The organism is Streptococcus sp. IsoGale022 (assembly GCF_031142805.1).
Classification (GTDB): Bacteria; Bacillota; Bacilli; order Lactobacillales; family Streptococcaceae; genus Streptococcus; species Streptococcus sanguinis_A.
Map to the genome: position 1 here is coordinate 84227 of NZ_JAKZJI010000007.1, position 17417 is coordinate 101643.

Sequence of the window (17417 nt, forward strand, 5' to 3'; positions counted from 1 at the left end):
CCGTATGATTGCTTGCTTATTTTTTCTATTTTCTCAAAACTCTAGACACATACATTTCTTTCTATCCTCTTGAAATATCAGCCTAATTTTGTTACACTAGATAGAAAGACTGTGAAGGAGACATGATGACGGAACGAGGCTTACTAATCGTCTTTTCTGGCCCCTCTGGTGTAGGAAAAGGGACTGTTAGACGAGAAATTTTTGAAAGCACTGATAACCAATTTCAGTACTCGGTATCCATGACGACTCGTCCGCAGCGTCCAGGCGAAGTGGATGGAGTTGACTATTTCTTCCGCACTCGCGAGGAGTTTGAAGAGCTGATTCGTCAGGGACAGATGTTGGAGTATGCAGAGTATGTGGGAAATTATTACGGGACGCCTCTGACTTATGTCAATGAAACGCTGGATAAAGGTATTGATGTCTTCCTAGAGATTGAGGTTCAGGGAGCTTTGCAAGTCAAGAAAAAAGTTCCAGATGCCGTCTTTATTTTTTTGACTCCTCCAGACTTAGAAGAACTTAAAGACCGCTTGGTCGGACGTGGGACAGACAGTGCGGAGATTATCGCTCAGCGCATTGAAAAGGCCAAAGAAGAAATTGCCCTCATGCGCGAGTATGATTATGCCATTGTCAATGATCAGGTGCCGCTGGCTGCCGACCGTGTCAAGCGCGTGATTGAAGCAGAGCATTTCCGAGTAGACCGTGTTATCGGCCGTTATCAGGACATGCTTCCCAAAAATGAAACGATTATTCGATAGAAAGTTAGAAATTAGGTAGAAAATTATGATGTTAAAACCGTCTATTGACACTTTGCTGGACAAGGTTCCTTCAAAATATTCCTTGGTTATTTTAGAAGCTAAGCGCGCTCATGAGCTTGAAGCTGGAGCTCCCGCTACGCAGGAATTCAAGTCTGTTAAATCCACTCTTCGTGCTTTGGAAGAAATTGAATCTGGCAATGTCGTTATCCATCCAGATCCAGAAGGCAAGCGCGAGGCAGTTCGCCGTCGGGCAGAAGAAGAGCGCCTGCGTAAAGAAGAAGAAGAACGCAAGATTAAAGAGCAAATCGCTAAAGAAAAAGAAGAAGGTGAGAAGATTTAAGGTTGGGGATGCTCAATCTTATTTTTTCTGTAATGACGTTTAGGAAAGTGGGGTGAGAATGTGAAGCTAGCAAAGATTATTGTGGATGTTCCTCTGATGCAGACGGACAAGCCCTATAGCTATGCTATTCCAGAAGAGTTTGCTGGAATGCTAACGGCTGGCATGCGGGTACATGTCCCTTTTGGGCAGGGAAATCGTCTGATTCAGGGGATTGTGGTCGGCTTTGATGAGACGGGAGGCCAAGAAAAGCTGAAGGAAATTGCGGAAGTCCTTGATTTCAGGCCAGTGCTAAACCAGGAACAGCTCTGGTTGGCGGATGAGCTGCGCAAGTCAGTCTTTTCCTATAAGATTACCCTTTTAAAGGCCATGCTGCCTAGTCTTCTCAACTCCAGTTATGATAAACTGCTCTATCCGACGGAGCTGCTGAATGATGAGGAACGTTCAGCTATCTTTGGACAGGAAGACAGCCTTCGCTTTTCTGATTTGGACAAGAAAAGCCAGGCTAAACTGATGCGAATGACTCAGACTGGCCGCATTCGGCTGGAGTATCAGGCGACGGACAAGAAGCATATTAAGACTGAGAAATGGTATCAGGTCAATCATACCGCTCTGCAAAATCATGACCTTCCCCGACAAGCCAAGAAAAAACAAGCATTAAAAGAAGTCTTGCTAGAACAGAGAGATAGCCGGCTCTTGGCTGATTTGCGAGAAAACTTTTCGCGCGATGTTATCAATTACTTTATCAAAGAAAACCTAATTAGCATTGAAGATAGAGAAATCAGCCGTTCTGCTGCTTATTTCCAAAAGGAGCGGCAGCAGCAAAGTCTGACCTTAAACGATGAACAGGCCGCAGCGGTTGCGGCAATCACTCAGAAAATTGGACAGAGTCATTCTCAGCCAGTCCTCTTAGAAGGGGTTACTGGCAGTGGGAAGACCGAAGTTTACCTACAAGTTATCGCTGAGGCACTGGCCCAGGGAAAGACCGCTATCATGCTTGTTCCAGAAATTTCTCTGACTCCGCAGGTTACTGATCGCTTTATTTCTAGATTTGGCGACCAAGTTGCAATTTTGCATTCAGGTCTGTCTGACGGTGAGAAATATGATGAATGGCGCAAGGTGGAGCGAGGAGCTGCCCAGGTTGTTGTCGGAGCGCGTTCAGCTATTTTTGCTCCCTTGACGAATATTGGAGCCATCATCATTGATGAAGAGCATGAATCTTCCTACAAGCAGGATTCTAATCCTCGCTATCATGCCAGAGAGGTGGCTCTCCTGCGAGCTCAGTACAATCAAGCTGTCTTAGTGCTGGGGTCAGCGACTCCGAGCTTGGAGAGCCATGCTCGAGCAAGCCGTGGTGTTTATGATTTTCAGCTACTCAGCAAGCGTGCAAATCCGCTGGCGCAGATTCCTCAAGTGGAAGTCGTGGACTTTCGGGATTATATCGGCCAGCATGAGGCCAGTAATTTCACCCCAGTCCTGCTAGAGGCTATTCAAGATCGTCTGGATAAGGGAGAGCAGACGGTTCTCATGCTTAATAGGCGGGGGTATTCCAGCTTTGTCATGTGTCGGGAATGTGGGACCGTTGATAGCTGTCCTAACTGTGATATTTCTCTGACCCTGCATATGGACACCAAGACCATGAACTGCCACTACTGTGGTTTTGCTAAGAATATTCCTCAGTCTTGTCCTAACTGTGCCAGCCGCAGCATTCGCTATTATGGGACAGGGACGCAGAAAGCTTATGATGAGTTGGTTCAGCTCTTTCCTCAGGCTCGCATTTTGAGGATGGATGTAGATACGACCCGTAAGAAAGGGAGTCATGAAGCCATTTTAGAAAGCTTTGGTCAAGGGCAGGCAGATATTCTCTTAGGCACTCAGATGATTGCCAAGGGGCTAGATTTTCCAAACGTAACGCTAGTTGGTGTTCTCAATGCGGATACTGCTCTTAATTTGCCGGACTTTCGCTCTTCAGAGCGAACTTTCCAGCTGCTGACTCAGGTGGCAGGCCGGGCTGGTCGGGCTGAAAAGGCTGGTCAGGTCTTTATCCAGTCCTACAATCCTCATCATTATGCCATTGAATTTGCCAAGCGGCAGGATTATGAAGGTTTTTATGCTTATGAAATGGGAATCCGCCGGCAGCTGGGCTATCCGCCTTATTACTTTACGGTCGGTCTAACCCTGTCCCACAAGGACGAAGAGACAGCAGTGCGAAAAGCCTATGAGGTTATGGATATTCTGCGGAGCGGTCTGTCAGAAAAAGTGCAAATCCTAGGTCCAACGCCGAAGCCCATTGCCCGTACCCACAATCTCTATCATTATCAGATTTTGCTCAAATATCGCTTTGAAGACAAGCTGCAGGCGACACTAAATCAAGTATTAGACTGGACACAGAATCGGGACAATAAAGATTTACGCCTGATAATTGATAATGAACCACAAAATTTTATGTAAAGCTTTTTAGCCGAGATTAAGGTTGTTGCAGGCGACTTCTGATATAATAAGTGAAGGAACAAAGAAGGAATCAATAGTTAAAAATGATGAAAATAATATTTATGGGAACACCGGACTTCTCAGCGACTGTCCTAAAAGGACTACTGGACAATGGTCAATACCAAGTGTTAGCCGTGGTGACGCAGCCGGACCGGGCCGTTGGCCGTAAAAGAGAGATTCGCATGACTCCAGTAAAAGAATTAGCCTTGGAATACAAGCTGCCGGTTTATCAACCGGAAAAGCTGGCTCAAAGCTCGGATTTAGAGGAGTTGATGAACTTAGAAGCAGATGGTATTGTCACAGCTGCTTTCGGACAGTTTTTGCCTAGCTGCTTGCTGGACAGTGTTGACTTTGCGGTGAATGTTCATGCCTCCTTGTTGCCTAAATACCGAGGTGGTGCGCCTATTCACTATGCTTTGATCAACGGCGATGAGCAGGCGGGTGTTACGATTATGGAAATGGTCAAGGAAATGGATGCCGGAGATATGATAGCCAGCAAGGCGACGCCGATTGAAGAGACGGACAACGTTGGAACTCTCTTTGAAAAATTGGCGCTTATCGGGCGAGATCTATTATTGGATGTGCTACCAGCCTATAGGGCAGGGCAGATTACACCTCAGCCGCAGGATCCTAGTCAGGTCACTTTCTCTCCGAATATCAGCCCAGAAGAAGAGCGGATAGACTGGAGCAAAACAAACCGACAAATTTTCAATCAAATTCGCGGCATGTACCCTTGGCCGGTAGCTCATACCTTGCTGCAAGGGCAACGTTTTAAGATTTACGAAGCAGATATGGTAGCTGGCAACGGTCAGCCGGGACAGATATTGTCTATTAGTAAAAAAGAGCTTGTAGTCGCAGCTGGTCAGGGAGCTCTCTCGCTGAAGACGGTTCAGCCTGCTGGTAAGCCCAAGATGGCAATCGTTGATTTTTTGAATGGACTGGGGCGCAGTCTGTCCGTAGGAGATACTTTTGGAAAGTAAGCAAAAAATGGCCCGTTGGCAGGCCTTGGAAATTTTGGAAGAAGTTTTTGAAGAAGGAGCCTATTCCAATATAGCCTTAAACCGAGCTCTGAGTCAAAGTCCGCTGAGTCAAGCAGATAAAGGTCTGGTAACAGAGCTGGTTTACGGCACAGTTGCTCGGAAAATCACTCTGGAATGGTATTTATCCCATCTGATTGAGGATAGGAACAAATTAGATAACTGGCTCTACATTTTGCTTGAGCTCAGTCTGTATCAGATGCTCTATCTGGACAAAATTCCTCAGCACGCAGTTGTTCATGAGGCTGTTGAAATTGCGAAAATCCGTAAGCGCGGCAGCGAAAAATTTGTCAATGCCTTGTTACGTAGGGTTGAGCGTGAGGGTGTAGCTGATTTTAAAACAATCAAGCGCAAAAATAAGCGCTATTCGATCCAGTATTCTCTGCCGATCTGGCTGGCCAAAGCTCTCATAGAAGAGTATGGCGAAGAAAGAGCTCTGGCTATCTTTGCCAGTCTCTTTGTTCGCAGCAAGGCCAGCATTCGCGTGACGGATATGTCGCGCAAGGCAGAGCTTCGCCAGCTTTTAGGGGCTGAGGACTCGCTCTTATCTCCGTCAGCCTTGGTTAAGAAACAGGGACATTTTGCTGGGCATCAGCTCTTTGAAAGCGGAGTGATTACGATTCAGGATGAGTCTAGCCAGCTGGTGGCCCCGACTCTGGCCATCGAAGAAGAGGAGGAGATTTTGGATGCCTGCAGTGCACCGGGCGGCAAGACTGTTCACATGGCTTCCTATCTGACGACCGGTCACATTACAGCCTTGGACCTCTACGATCATAAGTTAGAGCTCGTAGAAGAAAATGCGGAACGGCTGGGTCTGGCTGATAAAATCACTACTAAAAAGCTAGACGCGACCAAGGTGTTTGAGACTTTTGGCCCAAATGCTTTCGATAAAATCCTGGTGGACGCTCCTTGCTCTGGTATTGGCTTAATTCGCCGCAAACCAGATATAAAATATAATAAAGAAAATGCAGATTTTGAGAATTTACAAAAAATTCAGCTGGATATACTAGACAGCGTTTGTCAAAGTCTACGTAAAGGTGGTATAATAGCTTATAGTACTTGCACGATTATGGCCAAAGAGAATTTTGAGGTTGTCGATAAATTTCTGGCCAGCCATTCGAATTTTGAGCAAGTCTTATTAGACCATGAAAGAAAAGATATCGTCAAAGACGGCTGTATCTTGATTACGCCGGAATTATATGAAAGTGACGGATTTTTTATCAGTCAATTTAGGAAGATATCGGAATAAGAGGAGGAAACTGACAGTATGGAAATTTCATTATTAACAGATGTTGGTCAAAAGCGTACAAATAACCAAGATTATGCCAATCTTTTTGTGAATCGGGCGGGCAAGACCCTTATCATCTTGGCAGATGGTATGGGCGGTCACAGAGCGGGAAATATTGCCAGCGAAATGGCTGTGACAGACTTAGGAGCTGCCTGGGTTGATACACAGATTGATTCGGTGAATCAAGTGCGTGAATGGTTTGCGGAGCACTTGGAAGAGGAAAATCAGCGCATTCATCAATTTGGTCAAGATGAAGAATACAAGGGCATGGGCACGACTTTGGAAGCCTTGGCTATCATTGATAATCAAGCCATCTATGCCCATATCGGTGATTCTCGCATCGGCTTGATTCGCGGTGATGAATACCGCCAGCTGACCAATGATCACTCGCTTGTTAATGCTTTGTTGAAAGCTGGACAGATTACTCCAGAAGAAGCAGAGCGTCATCCGCAGAAGAATATCATTACCCAGTCTATTGGTCAAAAAGACGAAGTACAGCCTGACTATGGCATGATTACCTTGGAAGATGGTGACTACCTTCTGCTCAACAGTGACGGTCTGACTAATATGATTTCAGACAGTGAAATTTGTGACATTGTCAGCAGCGACATCAGCCTGTCTGAAAAAACACAAACCTTAATTCGCTTTGCCAACAATGCTGGAGGGCTAGATAACATCACAGTTGCTCTGGTTCGCTTTGACAAGGAGGATAAGGCATGATTCAAATCGGCAAAATCTTTGCCGGGCGATATAAAATCATCAAGCAGATTGGCCGCGGAGGCATGGCAGATGTCTATCTGGCCAAGGACTTGATTTTGGATGGTGAGGAAGTTGCGGTAAAGGTTCTTAGGACCAATTACCAGACAGATCCTATCGCTGTCGCGCGTTTCCAGCGGGAAGCTAAGGCGATGGCTGACTTGGACCATCCGCACATCGTTCGGATTACTGATATTGGGGAAGAAGATGGCCAGCAGTATCTGGCTATGGAATACGTGGCGGGTCTGGACCTCAAGCGCTATATCAAAGAGAATTCTCCGATTTCAAATGAAGAAGCAGTCAGAATCATGGGACAAATCTTGCTGGCAATGCGCCTAGCGCATACACGCGGTATTGTCCATCGTGACCTGAAACCACAAAATGTCCTCTTAACCCCAGATGGCAATGCCAAGGTAACAGACTTTGGGATTGCGGTGGCCTTTGCGGAGACAAGTCTGACTCAGACTAACTCAATGCTAGGTTCAGTTCATTATCTATCGCCTGAGCAGGCACGTGGCTCTAAAGCAACTGTTCAGAGTGATATTTATGCGATGGGGATTATTTTTTATGAAATGCTGACTGGTCATATCCCTTATGACGGGGATAGTGCCGTTACGATTGCCTTGCAGCATTTCCAAAAGCCGCTGCCATCCATCATTTCTGAAAATCCTAATGTGCCTCAAGCCTTGGAAAATGTGGTCATTAAGGCAACAGCCAAAAAACTGACGGATCGTTATCAGTCAGTTGCAGAGATGTATGTTGACTTGTCCAGCAGCTTATCCTACGAGCGCCGTAATGAAAAGAAATTAGTCTTTGATGATGTTGCGAAAGCAGACACCAAGACCTTGCCAAAAATCTCACCTGTACCTCAGCCGGCAGTTCCACCTGTTAAGTCAACGCCGCCTAAAGTGGAAGCTGCTGAAGTCAAGGAAGAGACATCTGATGCGGTTAAGAAAGCTCCAAAGAAACGCCGTTTGAGAACGCGTTACAAGGTTCTTTTCTTTGCTATCCTATTGGTTTTGGCTGCCTTTGTCGTCCTTCTCTATAACAGCCCGTCTAACACCAGCGTGCCAGATGTTTCTGGTCAGACTGTAGCAGAGGCTCGCTCCGCTATTGAAGCTAAGAAGCTGGTTGTCGGAGAGGAAAAGGAAGAATACAGCGACAATGTCGAATCCGGCAAAGTAATTAAAACTGATCCACAGGCCAATAGTCAGCGCCGCGAAGGCAGCAAGATTGACCTGATTATCTCCAAGGGACCCAAGACCTTTGTGATGGAAGATTATGTCGGTCAAGCAAAATCAGCCGTAGTTGAAAATCTGAAAACAAACTATAATGTTTCTGAGAAATTGATTGAGATTGTTGAGGAGGAATCGGACGAGTACGAGCCAGGTCAGGTCATTCGCCAGTCGCCGGCAGCTGGTTCGACCTATGATTTGACTTCTAATCATAAGATCAAGCTGACAGTGGCGAAAGCAGTGACTAGTGTGGCCATGCCTGACTTTGGCAGCATGCAGTACACCTACGCCAATGCCCGTTCTTACTTGATTCAAATGGGAATTTCTTCGTCTCGAATTGAGCGAGTTGTTGACCGTTCGGTCACTTCGACTCAGGCAGACTTGGTAACTTCCCAGTCCCCAGCGGCAGGTCAGACAATCGACCTCAAGTCTAATGAAAAAATCACTCTTTACGTGACAGAAGCAACGACACCATCGTCATCTAGCTCGTCATCCTCATCTAGCAGTTCGAAGAGCAGTTCATCGTCCGATGATGAAAATCATTCTAGTAGTTCTAGTTCTTCAGAACATTAATGATAAAAGACCATTCCTTTTAAGCTTTCTAGCTTGAAAGGATGGTTTTTTCTTTTTTGCTGGACAAATTTCCCCATTTCATGCCTTGGACGGAGGATTTTTGCTTTAATTTTGTTAAAATAGGAAGGTAGAGAAAGGAAAAGGCTATGTGGAAGGTTCAATTATTTGTCTTTGTTGAAACAGTCTTATTATCCATGGCATTGGTGACCATGTTGGCAGCTGATTTTTCAAGAGTTGTCATTATCTTGGTCCTTTTTTTGCTGCTGCTCTACTATTACTTCGGCAAGCAAAAAGGGAATTTTCTGCTGGTCGCTTCCATGATTATGCTGTTTTTCATTATTATGCTCAATCCCTACGTCATTGCTGCCCTTTTATTTGCGCTTGTTTATGGGATGATTGTGGCCTACCCTTATATCTATAAGGAAAATCAAGAAACCCATCTCGTTTACGAAGAAGATGTGGAAATTCAGAGTGAAAAAAATCGCTGGTTGGGGGACCTGCAGCATTTTTCTAAGGACAGCTGTCAATTTCATGACATCAACCTTTTGCGTATCATTGGGAAAGACACCATTCATTTGGAAGACGTGATTTTGGTCAACCATGATAATGTCATTGTCATTCGAAAAGGTTTTGGCGATACCAAGATTATTGTACCGCTGGATGTGGAAATTCAGCTGCAAATCAATACTCTTTACGGGGAGCTGAACTTTCTGCATCATCCATCTCGCAAGCTGCGCAACGAAACCATTTCGCTGACGACACCAGATTATAAACGAGCCAATAAGACAGTGAAGATTGTCCTCGTCAGCTTCTTAGGAAATGTGGAGGTTGTCAGAAAGTGAAGAAATCAAATTATTTTCTCATTCTCCTCTATACTTTCTTTGTCTTATTTATCATCTTTCATTATATTTTTAATATTTTTGATTTCACTTGGCAGGAACTCTTTAATGATTTGGAGCTGTTGCAGTCTTTTGTGTTCTTTGTTGTGATTATCGGTTTATCACTGACTATTCTGATTGTGATTGCGGCCCGCTTGATCCAATACCTGTCGGTCGCCCATGTGCAAAAAAATCTTCGGCATTTGCTAGATGGACGGAGGCTGGAGCCGACAGACCAACCCGAGCTGGATCGCTCTCTGCATCAGCTCGAGAGAAGGCTGCACCGTCTGACAGAGAATCTTCAAAAGTCTGAAAATCAAACCCTGCAGACAGAAGAGAAAATTATCGAAAAAGAACGGCGGCGGATTGCGCGTGATTTGCACGATACTGTCAGTCAGGAATTATTTGCAGCCAATATGATTCTTTCAGGAGTGGCTGGAAATGTAGAGCGCCTTGATGGACAAAAACTGCAAAAGCAGCTCAAGGGGATTGCAGATATTCTGGACACAGCCCAGAAGGATTTGCGGATTCTCCTGCTCCACCTGCGACCTACAGAGTTGGAAAATAAGACTCTGGTCGAAGGTATGGATGTGATTATCAAGGAGCTGACTGATAAAAGCGACATTGATGTTCACTTCAATCATCAGGTTGGGCATCTACCCAAACAGATGGAGGAGCATGTCTTCAGGATCATGCAGGAAATTATCAACAACACACTGCGGCATGCCCAAGCCAGTCGGCTGGATATTTACCTCTATCAGGCACCTAATGAACTTAAAATCAAGGTATCTGATAATGGCGTTGGTTTTGATCCGCTGGCTCAAGATGAACTCAGCTACGGCTTGAAAAATATGGAAGACCGTGTGCGGGATATGGCGGGTACCTTTAAGCTTTTGACTGCCCCCAGAAAAGGTCTTTCTATTGAAATCACGATACCTTTACTAGAAGGAGAAGATCATGAAGATATTGTTAGTGGATGACCATCAGATGGTCAGATTGGGATTGAAAAGTTATCTGGAACTGCAAGATGATATAGCAGAAGTATCTGAAGCAGTCAATGGTAAAGAAGGAGTTGAGCAGGCTTTGGCAAGTCGTCCGGATGTGATTATCATGGATATTGTCATGCCTGAGATGAATGGGATTGAAGCGACACTGGCCATTTTAAAAGAGTGGCCAGAAGCAAAGATTTTGATTTTGACTTCTTATCTGGATAATGAAAAAATTTATCCTGTTCTGGATGCAGGCGCTCATGGATACATGCTTAAGACTTCCAGCGCTGAAGAAATCCTCCGTGCTGTCAAAAAAGTGGCCAAGGGAGAATTTGCCATTGAAACAGAGGTCAGTAAGAAAGTGGAATATCATCGTAACCATATTGAGCTCCATGAGGATTTGACAGCTCGTGAGCGTGATATTTTAGGGCTGTTAGCCAAGGGTTATGAAAATCAACGGATTGCGGATGAGCTCTTCATTTCCCTTAAAACGGTCAAGACTCATGTTTCCAATATCCTGTCCAAATTGGAGGTGAGCGATCGCACTCAGGCAGTTGTTTATGCTTTTCAGCACCATCTTGTCCCACAAGAAGACTTTTAATGGTATAATAGAAAAGATTAAGATTGAACAAGGGGAGATATGGACGCAAAATTAAAGTATAAGGCAAAAAAGATAAAAATTGTCTTTTTCGATATAGATGATACCCTGCGAGTCAAGGATACAGGTTTTATCCCAGACTCTATCCAGACAGTTTTCAAGCAGTTGAAGGACAAAGGGATTTTGACGGGTATTGCGTCTGGACGAGGAATGTTTGGTGTCGTGCCGGAGCTGAGAGCTTTACAACCAGACTTTTTCGTTACCCTGAACGGAGCCTATGTCGAAGACAGCAAAGGGAAGGTGATTTATCAGACGGTTATCCCAGCCGATAGAGTAACTTCCTATATTGCTTGGGCTCAGAGGGAAGGGATTGACTATGGTCTGGTCGGCAGCCATGGAGCAGCCTTGTCCAATCGAAATTCTCTGATTTCAGAGGCCATTGATGTGGTTTATCCAGATTTGCCCGTTAATCCGGACTTTCATTTAGACAAGGATATTTATCAGCTTTGGACCTTTGAAGATAGAGGAGATAGCCTGCAGCTGCCAGACGCGTTAGCGGAGCATCTGCGTTTGGTTCGCTGGCATCCTCATTCGTCAGACGTGGTACCGACAGAAGGTTCCAAGGCGGCCGGAGTTTCCAAGGTTGTCGAACATCTGGGCTTCAAACCTGAAAATGTCATGGTTTTTGGCGACGGACTCAATGATTTGGAATTGTTTGACTATGCCGGAATTGGCATTGCCATGGGCGTTTCCCATGAAGAACTGCGAAAAAGAGCAGATTATATTACAAAAACAGTAGAAGAAGACGGTATTTTTACCGCTTTAGAGGAGTTAGGTATGGTAGAAAAAGAATTACATTTTCCGCAAGTAGAACTTGCAGCAGCAGAAGGTCCAAAAGCGACTATCAAGACTAATCATGGGAACATGAAAATTCAGCTGTTTCCAGAACAGGCACCAAAAACAGTAGCCAACTTTATTGCCCTTGCTAAAGATGGATACTATGACGGTGTTATTTTCCACCGCATTATTCAGGACTTTATGATTCAGGGTGGCGATCCTACTGGTACCGGTATGGGCGGTCAGTCTATCTATGGTGAGAAATTTGAAGATGAGTTTTCACCTGAGCTTTACAATATTCGTGGGGCTCTTTCCATGGCAAATGCTGGGCCGAATACTAACGGCAGTCAATTTTTCATTGTTCAAAATAAAAATCTTCCTTATTCAGCTAAGGAATTAAGCCGCGGCGGCTGGCCTGAAGCTATCTCTGAAGTCTATGCCAGTCAGGGAGGAACACCGCATTTGGATCGGCGCCACACTGTCTTTGGTCAGCTTGTTGATGAAGCATCCTACCAAGTTTTGGACAAGATTGCAGCTGTTGAGACGGAGGCTATGGACAAGCCCGTGGAAGATGTTGTGATTGAGACAATTGAGGTAGAAGACTGATGAAAATCGGTGATAAATTAAAAGGCAAAATCACTGGGATTCAGCCTTATGGGGCTTTTGTTGAGCTGGAAAACGGAACGATTGGCCTGATTCATATCTCAGAAATTCGTCCGGGCTATATTGAAAATATCCATGATAGTGTAAAGATTGGCCAGCAAGTCTTGGTACAAGTTGTGGACTATGATGAATTTTCTGGGAAGTCCAGTCTGTCCATGCGAACCTTAGAAGAAGAAAAGCACCGCCTCCCTAGACGCCACCGCTTTTCAAATGACCGCTGTAAAATTGGTTTTGAGCCTTTAGGCAGACAGCTGCCTATCTGGATCAAAGAGGCAAAAAAATTCTTAAAAGAAGAAAAAGTTTAAAAAATATCCTGTTCCATAAGAGAACAGGATATTTTTGTTTTAGATAGACTTGCTATTCAATTCATAGCCGACTGCTAAGTTGAAACGGACTTGTTTTTCAAAAAATACTAAGCATCAAATTCATAGAGGGCAGTAGACAGGTAGCGTTCGCCGTTATCAGGTGCCAGAGCAAGGACTTTCTTGCCAGCTCCTAGTTTTTTCGCTACTTCAATAGCTGCGAAAATAGCAGCAGCAGATGAAATCCCCACTAAGAAGCCTTCCTGACCGCCAATATAGCGTCCGAATTCCAGTGCTTGATCAGAAGTTACACGGACAATCCCGTTGTAGGCTGTTGTATCCAAAGTCTCTGGAATGAATCCAGCTGAAAGCCCTTGGATTTTGTGAGGACCTGGCTTCTCACCAGAAAGGATAGCAGATTCGTCTGCTTCAACTGCGTAGGTTTGGATGTCCGGATTAACTTTTTTGAGGGCGTGAGATACACCGGAAATAGTTCCGCCAGTTCCGACACCGCCAACAAAAGCATCCAGTCCAGTTTCACCGAAAGCAGCAATAATTTCTGCTCCTGTTGTTCGTTCGTGGACCTCTGGATTAGCCGGGTTGTTAAACTGCAGCGGCAGCCAGCCATTTCGTTCTTGGGCGATTTCTTGTGCTTTTGCAATAGCACCTTTCATTCCCTCACTACCCGGAGTCAAGACTAACTCAGCACCATAAGCTTGGATAATCTTGCGCCGCTCCACACTCATGGTCTCTGGCATAACAATGACAACCTTATAGCCTTTGGCTGCTCCAACCCAAGAAAGACCAATACCAGTATTTCCGCTGGTTGCTTCAACAATGGTATCGCCGGACTTGATAAAGCCATCGCGTTCGGCCGCCTCAATCATGCTGAGAGCAATCCGATCTTTAACAGAAGAGCCAGGATTGAAAGCTTCTAACTTCACATAAACCTCAGCAGCTCCTTCTGGAACCAAGTTGTTCAATTTGACAATGGGGGTTTGCCCAATTAGTTCTGTAATGTTTTGATAAATACGTGACATAAAATACATACCTCAATATAATTTAATAGAATTAGTATAAAATGAAACAAGCGCTTTGTAAAATATAAAAAAGCTATGAGAGCCATAGCTTTTCTTTATGTCAAAACGTCAAGGGGACTTCTACTTGGCGCAGTCCTTGATCCATCATCTCCAATTTGCCCTTAAAAAACTCAGTCAGTTTATCTTTGAGCAGTTCTCTTTCACCTTTGTCAACGAAAAGAAGAGAGGAGACAGTATCTGTAAATTCAGTATCGTATTCAGCAAGATTTTCTGCCTTGAGAAAATTTGCAAAATCCTGATATTGGCTGTAAGACAGTTTTAGGCGCAAGCCAGCCTGTTCTTTTATCTCAACCAGTCCAATCTCCTTAATAGCCATAGTAACACTGCCGGCATAAGCTCGAATCAGACCGCCGGCTCCTAGTTTAATACCGCCAAAATAGCGAGTAACCACAACGCAAAGATTGGTCAATTCGTGCTTCTCTAAGACTCCCAGCATAGGAACTCCGGCTGTTCCGCTGGGCTCCCCATCATCACTGGTCCGCTTAATATCGCTCTTTTCTCCAATGATAAAAGCAGAGCAGTTATGAGTGGCCTTGTAATGTTCTTTTTTTATAGCAGCGATAAAAGCGCGAGCCTCTTCCTCGGAGTAAACTCTTTTCACATGGCAGATAAAGCGGGATTTTTTAATTTCCTCTTGAACCATGCCATCTTCCTTAATTGTCTTAAATTCCATAACTATATTTTACAAAAAAAGATGAATTTTGCCAAAAAATTACGAATATATAAGTATGTTAGAGTTACAAGATTGTTTAGGACGGATATTTACAGAAAATCAGTTAGAGACTAGCTTGCGAGCAAAAGCAAAAGCAATTCCCAGTATCCGAGAAGAAAAAGGCAAGCTCCGCTGCGGACGCTGCAACAGCTTGATTGAACGAGAAAATCAGCTACCTGTTGGAGCTTATTATTGTAGAGAATGCTTAATCTTGGGTCGGGTACGGAGTGACCAAAAACTCTACTATTTTCCTCAAGAGGATTTTCCTAAAAATCAGGTGCTTAAATGGCAGGGGCAACTGACAGAGTTTCAGGAGAAGGTCTCCAAAGGCTTACTTGATGCGCTAGAGAAAAGGCAGAATACGTTAGTGCATGCTGTTACTGGCGCTGGAAAAACAGAAATGATTTACCAAGTGCTTGCAAGAGTTATTGATAGAGGTGGTTCTGTTTGCTTGGCCAGTCCGCGGATTGATGTTTGTTTAGAGCTTTATCGGCGCCTTATAGAAGACTTTTCTTGTGAAATAGCCCTTCTGCATGGGGAGTCAGAAGCTTATTTTCGCAGTCCCTTGGTAATCGCTACCACTCACCAGCTATTAAAATTTTATCAAGCTTTTGATTTGCTGATTGTGGATGAGGTAGACGCCTTTCCTTATGTGGATAATCCCATGCTGTATCACGCTGTAGAGCGTTCAGTTAAAGAGGATGATACAACTATTTTTCTGACAGCCACTTCCACGGATGAACTGGATAAAAGAGTTCAAAAGGGTGAGCTGAAACGCCTGAGTCTTCCCAGAAGATTTCATGGTAATCCCTTGACCATCCCTCAGAAAGTTTGGTTATCCGATTTTCAAAAACATCTTCAGAAGAAGAAAATAGCACCTAAACTTTTGAACTATATAGAAAAACAGAGAAAGACTCAATTTCCTCTCTTGATATTTGCTGCAGAAATTCAAAGAGGAGAGGATTTTGCTCAGGCTTTGCATATTGCTCTGCCGGATGAAAAGCTGGCTTTTGTCGCCTCCACAACAGAAAATCGTCTAGAGATTGTCGAGCAGTTTCGTCGCAAGGAGATCACTATTTTGGTGACAACGACTATCTTAGAGCGTGGAGTAACCTTTCCTGGTGTAGATGTTTTTGTCTTGGAAGCCAATCGTCGCCTGTTCAGTCGTAGTGCTCTGGTTCAGATTTCAGGCCGAGTTGGCCGTAGTATGGATAGACCGACTGGACAGTTGCTATTTTTTCATGATGGGACTACCCTTGCTATGGAAAAGGCAATTCGGGAAATGAGAGATATGAATAAGGAGGCGGGATTATGACAGAGTGTCTTTTATGTAAGGAGCAAATTAAGGAGAAAGGCAGTTTTTTACGGCTTTTTCTATTAAAAGAAGAAGGACCAAGCTGCTGCTCCACTTGTTATCAAAATTTTGAACGCATATCTGAAGAGCATTGCCCACGCTGTTTTCGAAACGGGCAATCAGATTTATGTGCAGATTGCCAAAAATGGGAGAAAGAGGGGAATCAAGTCCAGCATCAGTCACTATTTACCTATAATGAAGCAATGAAGGAATATTTCAGTCAATACAAGTTTCAGGGAGACTATGTATTGCGCTTTGTATTTGCAAAAGCAGCTAAAAAAGCAGTCAAAATGTTTAGAGAGCATACCATTGTTCCGATTCCAGTCAGTATCGAAAAATTTCAAGTGAGAGGTTTTAATCAAGTGCAGGGGATTTTAGATGCTGCAAACTTGTCATACAGAGATATCTTAGAGAAAAAAGACACCCTAGCACAGTCGAGCAAGACACGTGAGGAGCGTCTGCAGACGCAGCAGGCTTTTAAAATTAAGAGTGGAGTTGATTTGCCAGATAAAATTTTGCTGGTTGATGATATCTATACGACTGGAAAAACCTTGCAATTAGCCAAGCAAATCTTGCTGGAAGCAGGAGTGAAAGAAATTTTGACATTTTCAATCGCAAGATAAGAAAAAATTTGCAAAAAAGGAATGAAAGCGTTATAATGATATTATAAATAAAACATTTATGTTTAGAAAGAAGGTACTTATATGCTTAAATATAGTATCCGTGGTGAAAACCTAGAAGTAACAGACGCTCTCCGTGACTACGTAGTTTCTAAACTTGAGAAGATTGAGAAGTATTTCCAAGCAGAGCAAGAACTTGATGCGCGTGTGAACCTCAAGATTTACCGTGAAAAGACTGCGAAAGTGGAAGTGACAATTCCGCTAGGCTCCATCACTCTTCGTGCAGAAGATATCTCTCAGGACATGTATGGATCAATTGATTTGGTCACAGATAAGATTGAGCGCCAAATCCGCAAAAATAAAACCAAGATTGAAAGAAAGAATCGCAATAAAGTTGCTACAAGCCAGCTTTTCACAGATTCCTTTGCTGAAGAAGCAGAAGAAGTTCCGTCAAAAGTTGTTCGTTCAAAACACATCGATTTGAAGCCAATGGACTTGGAAGAAGCGATTCTGCAGATGGATTTATTGGGACATGATTTCTTCATATATTCTGACGCTGAGGACAGCAGCACAAATGTTATATACCGTCGTGAGGATGGAGATATTGGCCTGTTAGAAGTCAAATAAATAATCTAAAAAGGTTGAGAGCAGTTTTCTCAACCTTTTTAGTTTTAGAAAGCTATACTCTCAGGTGACATAAACAAGCCCCTACTTACAAAGATTTAACTTCATACTTAGTTAAAAAAATAAAACTTTTAAAAAAATTGGAAAAAGGTATTGACAGTTGGTAGGTATAGGTGATATACTAATATAGTTGTCGCGAAAGACAAAGCCCTTTGAAAACTGAACAAGACGAACCAAGTGCAGGGTGACATAGAGATATGTAACCTGTC

At 43.9% G+C, this 17417-nt stretch carries 17 protein-coding genes; 15 read left to right on the forward strand and 2 right to left on the reverse strand.

Annotated features, from left to right (window positions below; translation table 11 throughout):
- Positions 1-122 precede the first annotated feature (122 nt).
- The 12 genes from gmk to RG608_RS05415 all read left to right on the forward strand — a co-directional run bounded on the left by gmk (position 123) and on the right by RG608_RS05415 (position 12741).
- Positions 123-755 (forward strand): guanylate kinase, encoded by a 633-nt coding sequence (gmk, locus tag RG608_RS05360; RefSeq protein ID WP_002893505.1) that lies wholly within the window; start codon positions 123-125, stop codon positions 753-755.
- 25 nt (positions 756-780) lie between these two features.
- Positions 781-1095, forward strand: coding sequence for a DNA-directed RNA polymerase subunit omega (gene rpoZ, locus RG608_RS05365; protein WP_002893503.1), 315 nt, complete (start codon positions 781-783; stop codon positions 1093-1095).
- A 60-nt stretch (positions 1096-1155) separates the two neighbouring features.
- Positions 1156-3543 carry a primosomal protein N' gene (locus tag RG608_RS05370; RefSeq protein ID WP_308946670.1) on the forward strand — a complete coding sequence of 796 codons (2388 nt, stop codon included), beginning with the start codon at positions 1156-1158 and terminating at the stop codon, positions 3541-3543.
- An 83-nt stretch (positions 3544-3626) separates the two neighbouring features.
- On the forward strand, positions 3627-4562 hold the full coding sequence (fmt, locus tag RG608_RS05375) for a methionyl-tRNA formyltransferase (protein WP_308946671.1): 936 nt from the start codon (positions 3627-3629) through the stop codon (positions 4560-4562).
- Positions 4552-5868: a 16S rRNA (cytosine(967)-C(5))-methyltransferase RsmB gene (gene rsmB, locus RG608_RS05380; RefSeq protein WP_308946672.1), complete on the forward strand. Its 1317-nt coding sequence runs from the start codon at positions 4552-4554 to the stop codon at positions 5866-5868. The genes fmt and rsmB overlap by 11 nt, the downstream gene beginning before the upstream one ends.
- Before the next feature lie 18 nt (positions 5869-5886).
- A complete protein-coding gene (locus RG608_RS05385) occupies positions 5887-6627 on the forward strand; it encodes a Stp1/IreP family PP2C-type Ser/Thr phosphatase (protein ID WP_002927472.1) in 741 nt (246 codons plus the stop codon).
- Positions 6624-8471, forward strand: a complete 1848-nt coding sequence (gene pknB / locus RG608_RS05390) for a Stk1 family PASTA domain-containing Ser/Thr kinase (RefSeq protein WP_308946673.1) — start codon at positions 6624-6626, stop codon at positions 8469-8471. The genes RG608_RS05385 and pknB overlap by 4 nt, the downstream gene beginning before the upstream one ends.
- 146 nt (positions 8472-8617) lie before the next feature.
- On the forward strand, positions 8618-9313 hold the full coding sequence (gene liaF, locus RG608_RS05395; protein ID WP_308946674.1) for a cell wall-active antibiotics response protein LiaF: 696 nt from the start codon (positions 8618-8620) through the stop codon (positions 9311-9313).
- Entirely contained in the window at positions 9310-10329 is a 1020-nt protein-coding gene (locus tag RG608_RS05400) for a sensor histidine kinase (protein WP_308946675.1), read from the forward strand. The genes liaF and RG608_RS05400 overlap by 4 nt, the downstream gene beginning before the upstream one ends.
- Complete coding sequence (locus RG608_RS05405; RefSeq protein ID WP_002926512.1) at positions 10307-10939, forward strand: response regulator transcription factor; 633 nt, start codon at positions 10307-10309, stop codon at positions 10937-10939. The genes RG608_RS05400 and RG608_RS05405 overlap by 23 nt, the downstream gene beginning before the upstream one ends.
- Before the next feature lie 39 nt (positions 10940-10978).
- Positions 10979-12379, forward strand: a complete 1401-nt coding sequence (locus tag RG608_RS05410; protein ID WP_308946676.1) for a bifunctional Cof-type HAD-IIB family hydrolase/peptidylprolyl isomerase — start codon at positions 10979-10981, stop codon at positions 12377-12379.
- The gene (locus RG608_RS05415; RefSeq protein ID WP_002901252.1) at positions 12379-12741 is read left to right on the forward strand and encodes a S1 RNA-binding domain-containing protein; all 363 of its coding nucleotides are present in this window, start codon (positions 12379-12381) and stop codon (positions 12739-12741) included. The genes RG608_RS05410 and RG608_RS05415 overlap by 1 nt, the downstream gene beginning before the upstream one ends.
- Positions 12742-12848: 107 nt before the next feature.
- Here RG608_RS05415 and cysK read toward each other — a convergent pair whose 3' ends face one another.
- Positions 12849-13778, reverse strand: coding sequence for a cysteine synthase A (gene cysK / locus RG608_RS05420; protein ID WP_308946677.1), 930 nt, complete (start codon positions 13776-13778; stop codon positions 12849-12851).
- 100 nt (positions 13779-13878) lie between these two features.
- Entirely contained in the window at positions 13879-14511 is a 633-nt protein-coding gene (locus RG608_RS05425; RefSeq protein ID WP_308946678.1) for a YigZ family protein, read from the reverse strand.
- A gap of 55 nt (positions 14512-14566) precedes the next feature.
- Between RG608_RS05425 and RG608_RS05430 the strand changes: the two genes are divergently transcribed.
- The 3 genes from RG608_RS05430 to hpf all read left to right on the forward strand — a co-directional run bounded on the left by RG608_RS05430 (position 14567) and on the right by hpf (position 17151).
- Entirely contained in the window at positions 14567-15865 is a 1299-nt protein-coding gene (locus RG608_RS05430) for a DEAD/DEAH box helicase (protein WP_308946679.1), read from the forward strand.
- Positions 15862-16527, forward strand: a complete 666-nt coding sequence (locus tag RG608_RS05435) for a ComF family protein (RefSeq protein ID WP_308946680.1) — start codon at positions 15862-15864, stop codon at positions 16525-16527. Before RG608_RS05430 ends, RG608_RS05435 begins: the two co-directional genes overlap by 4 nt.
- Before the next feature lie 81 nt (positions 16528-16608).
- On the forward strand, positions 16609-17151 hold the full coding sequence (gene hpf / locus RG608_RS05440; protein WP_308946681.1) for a ribosome hibernation-promoting factor, HPF/YfiA family: 543 nt from the start codon (positions 16609-16611) through the stop codon (positions 17149-17151).
- The last annotated feature ends 266 nt before the right edge of the window (positions 17152-17417 follow it).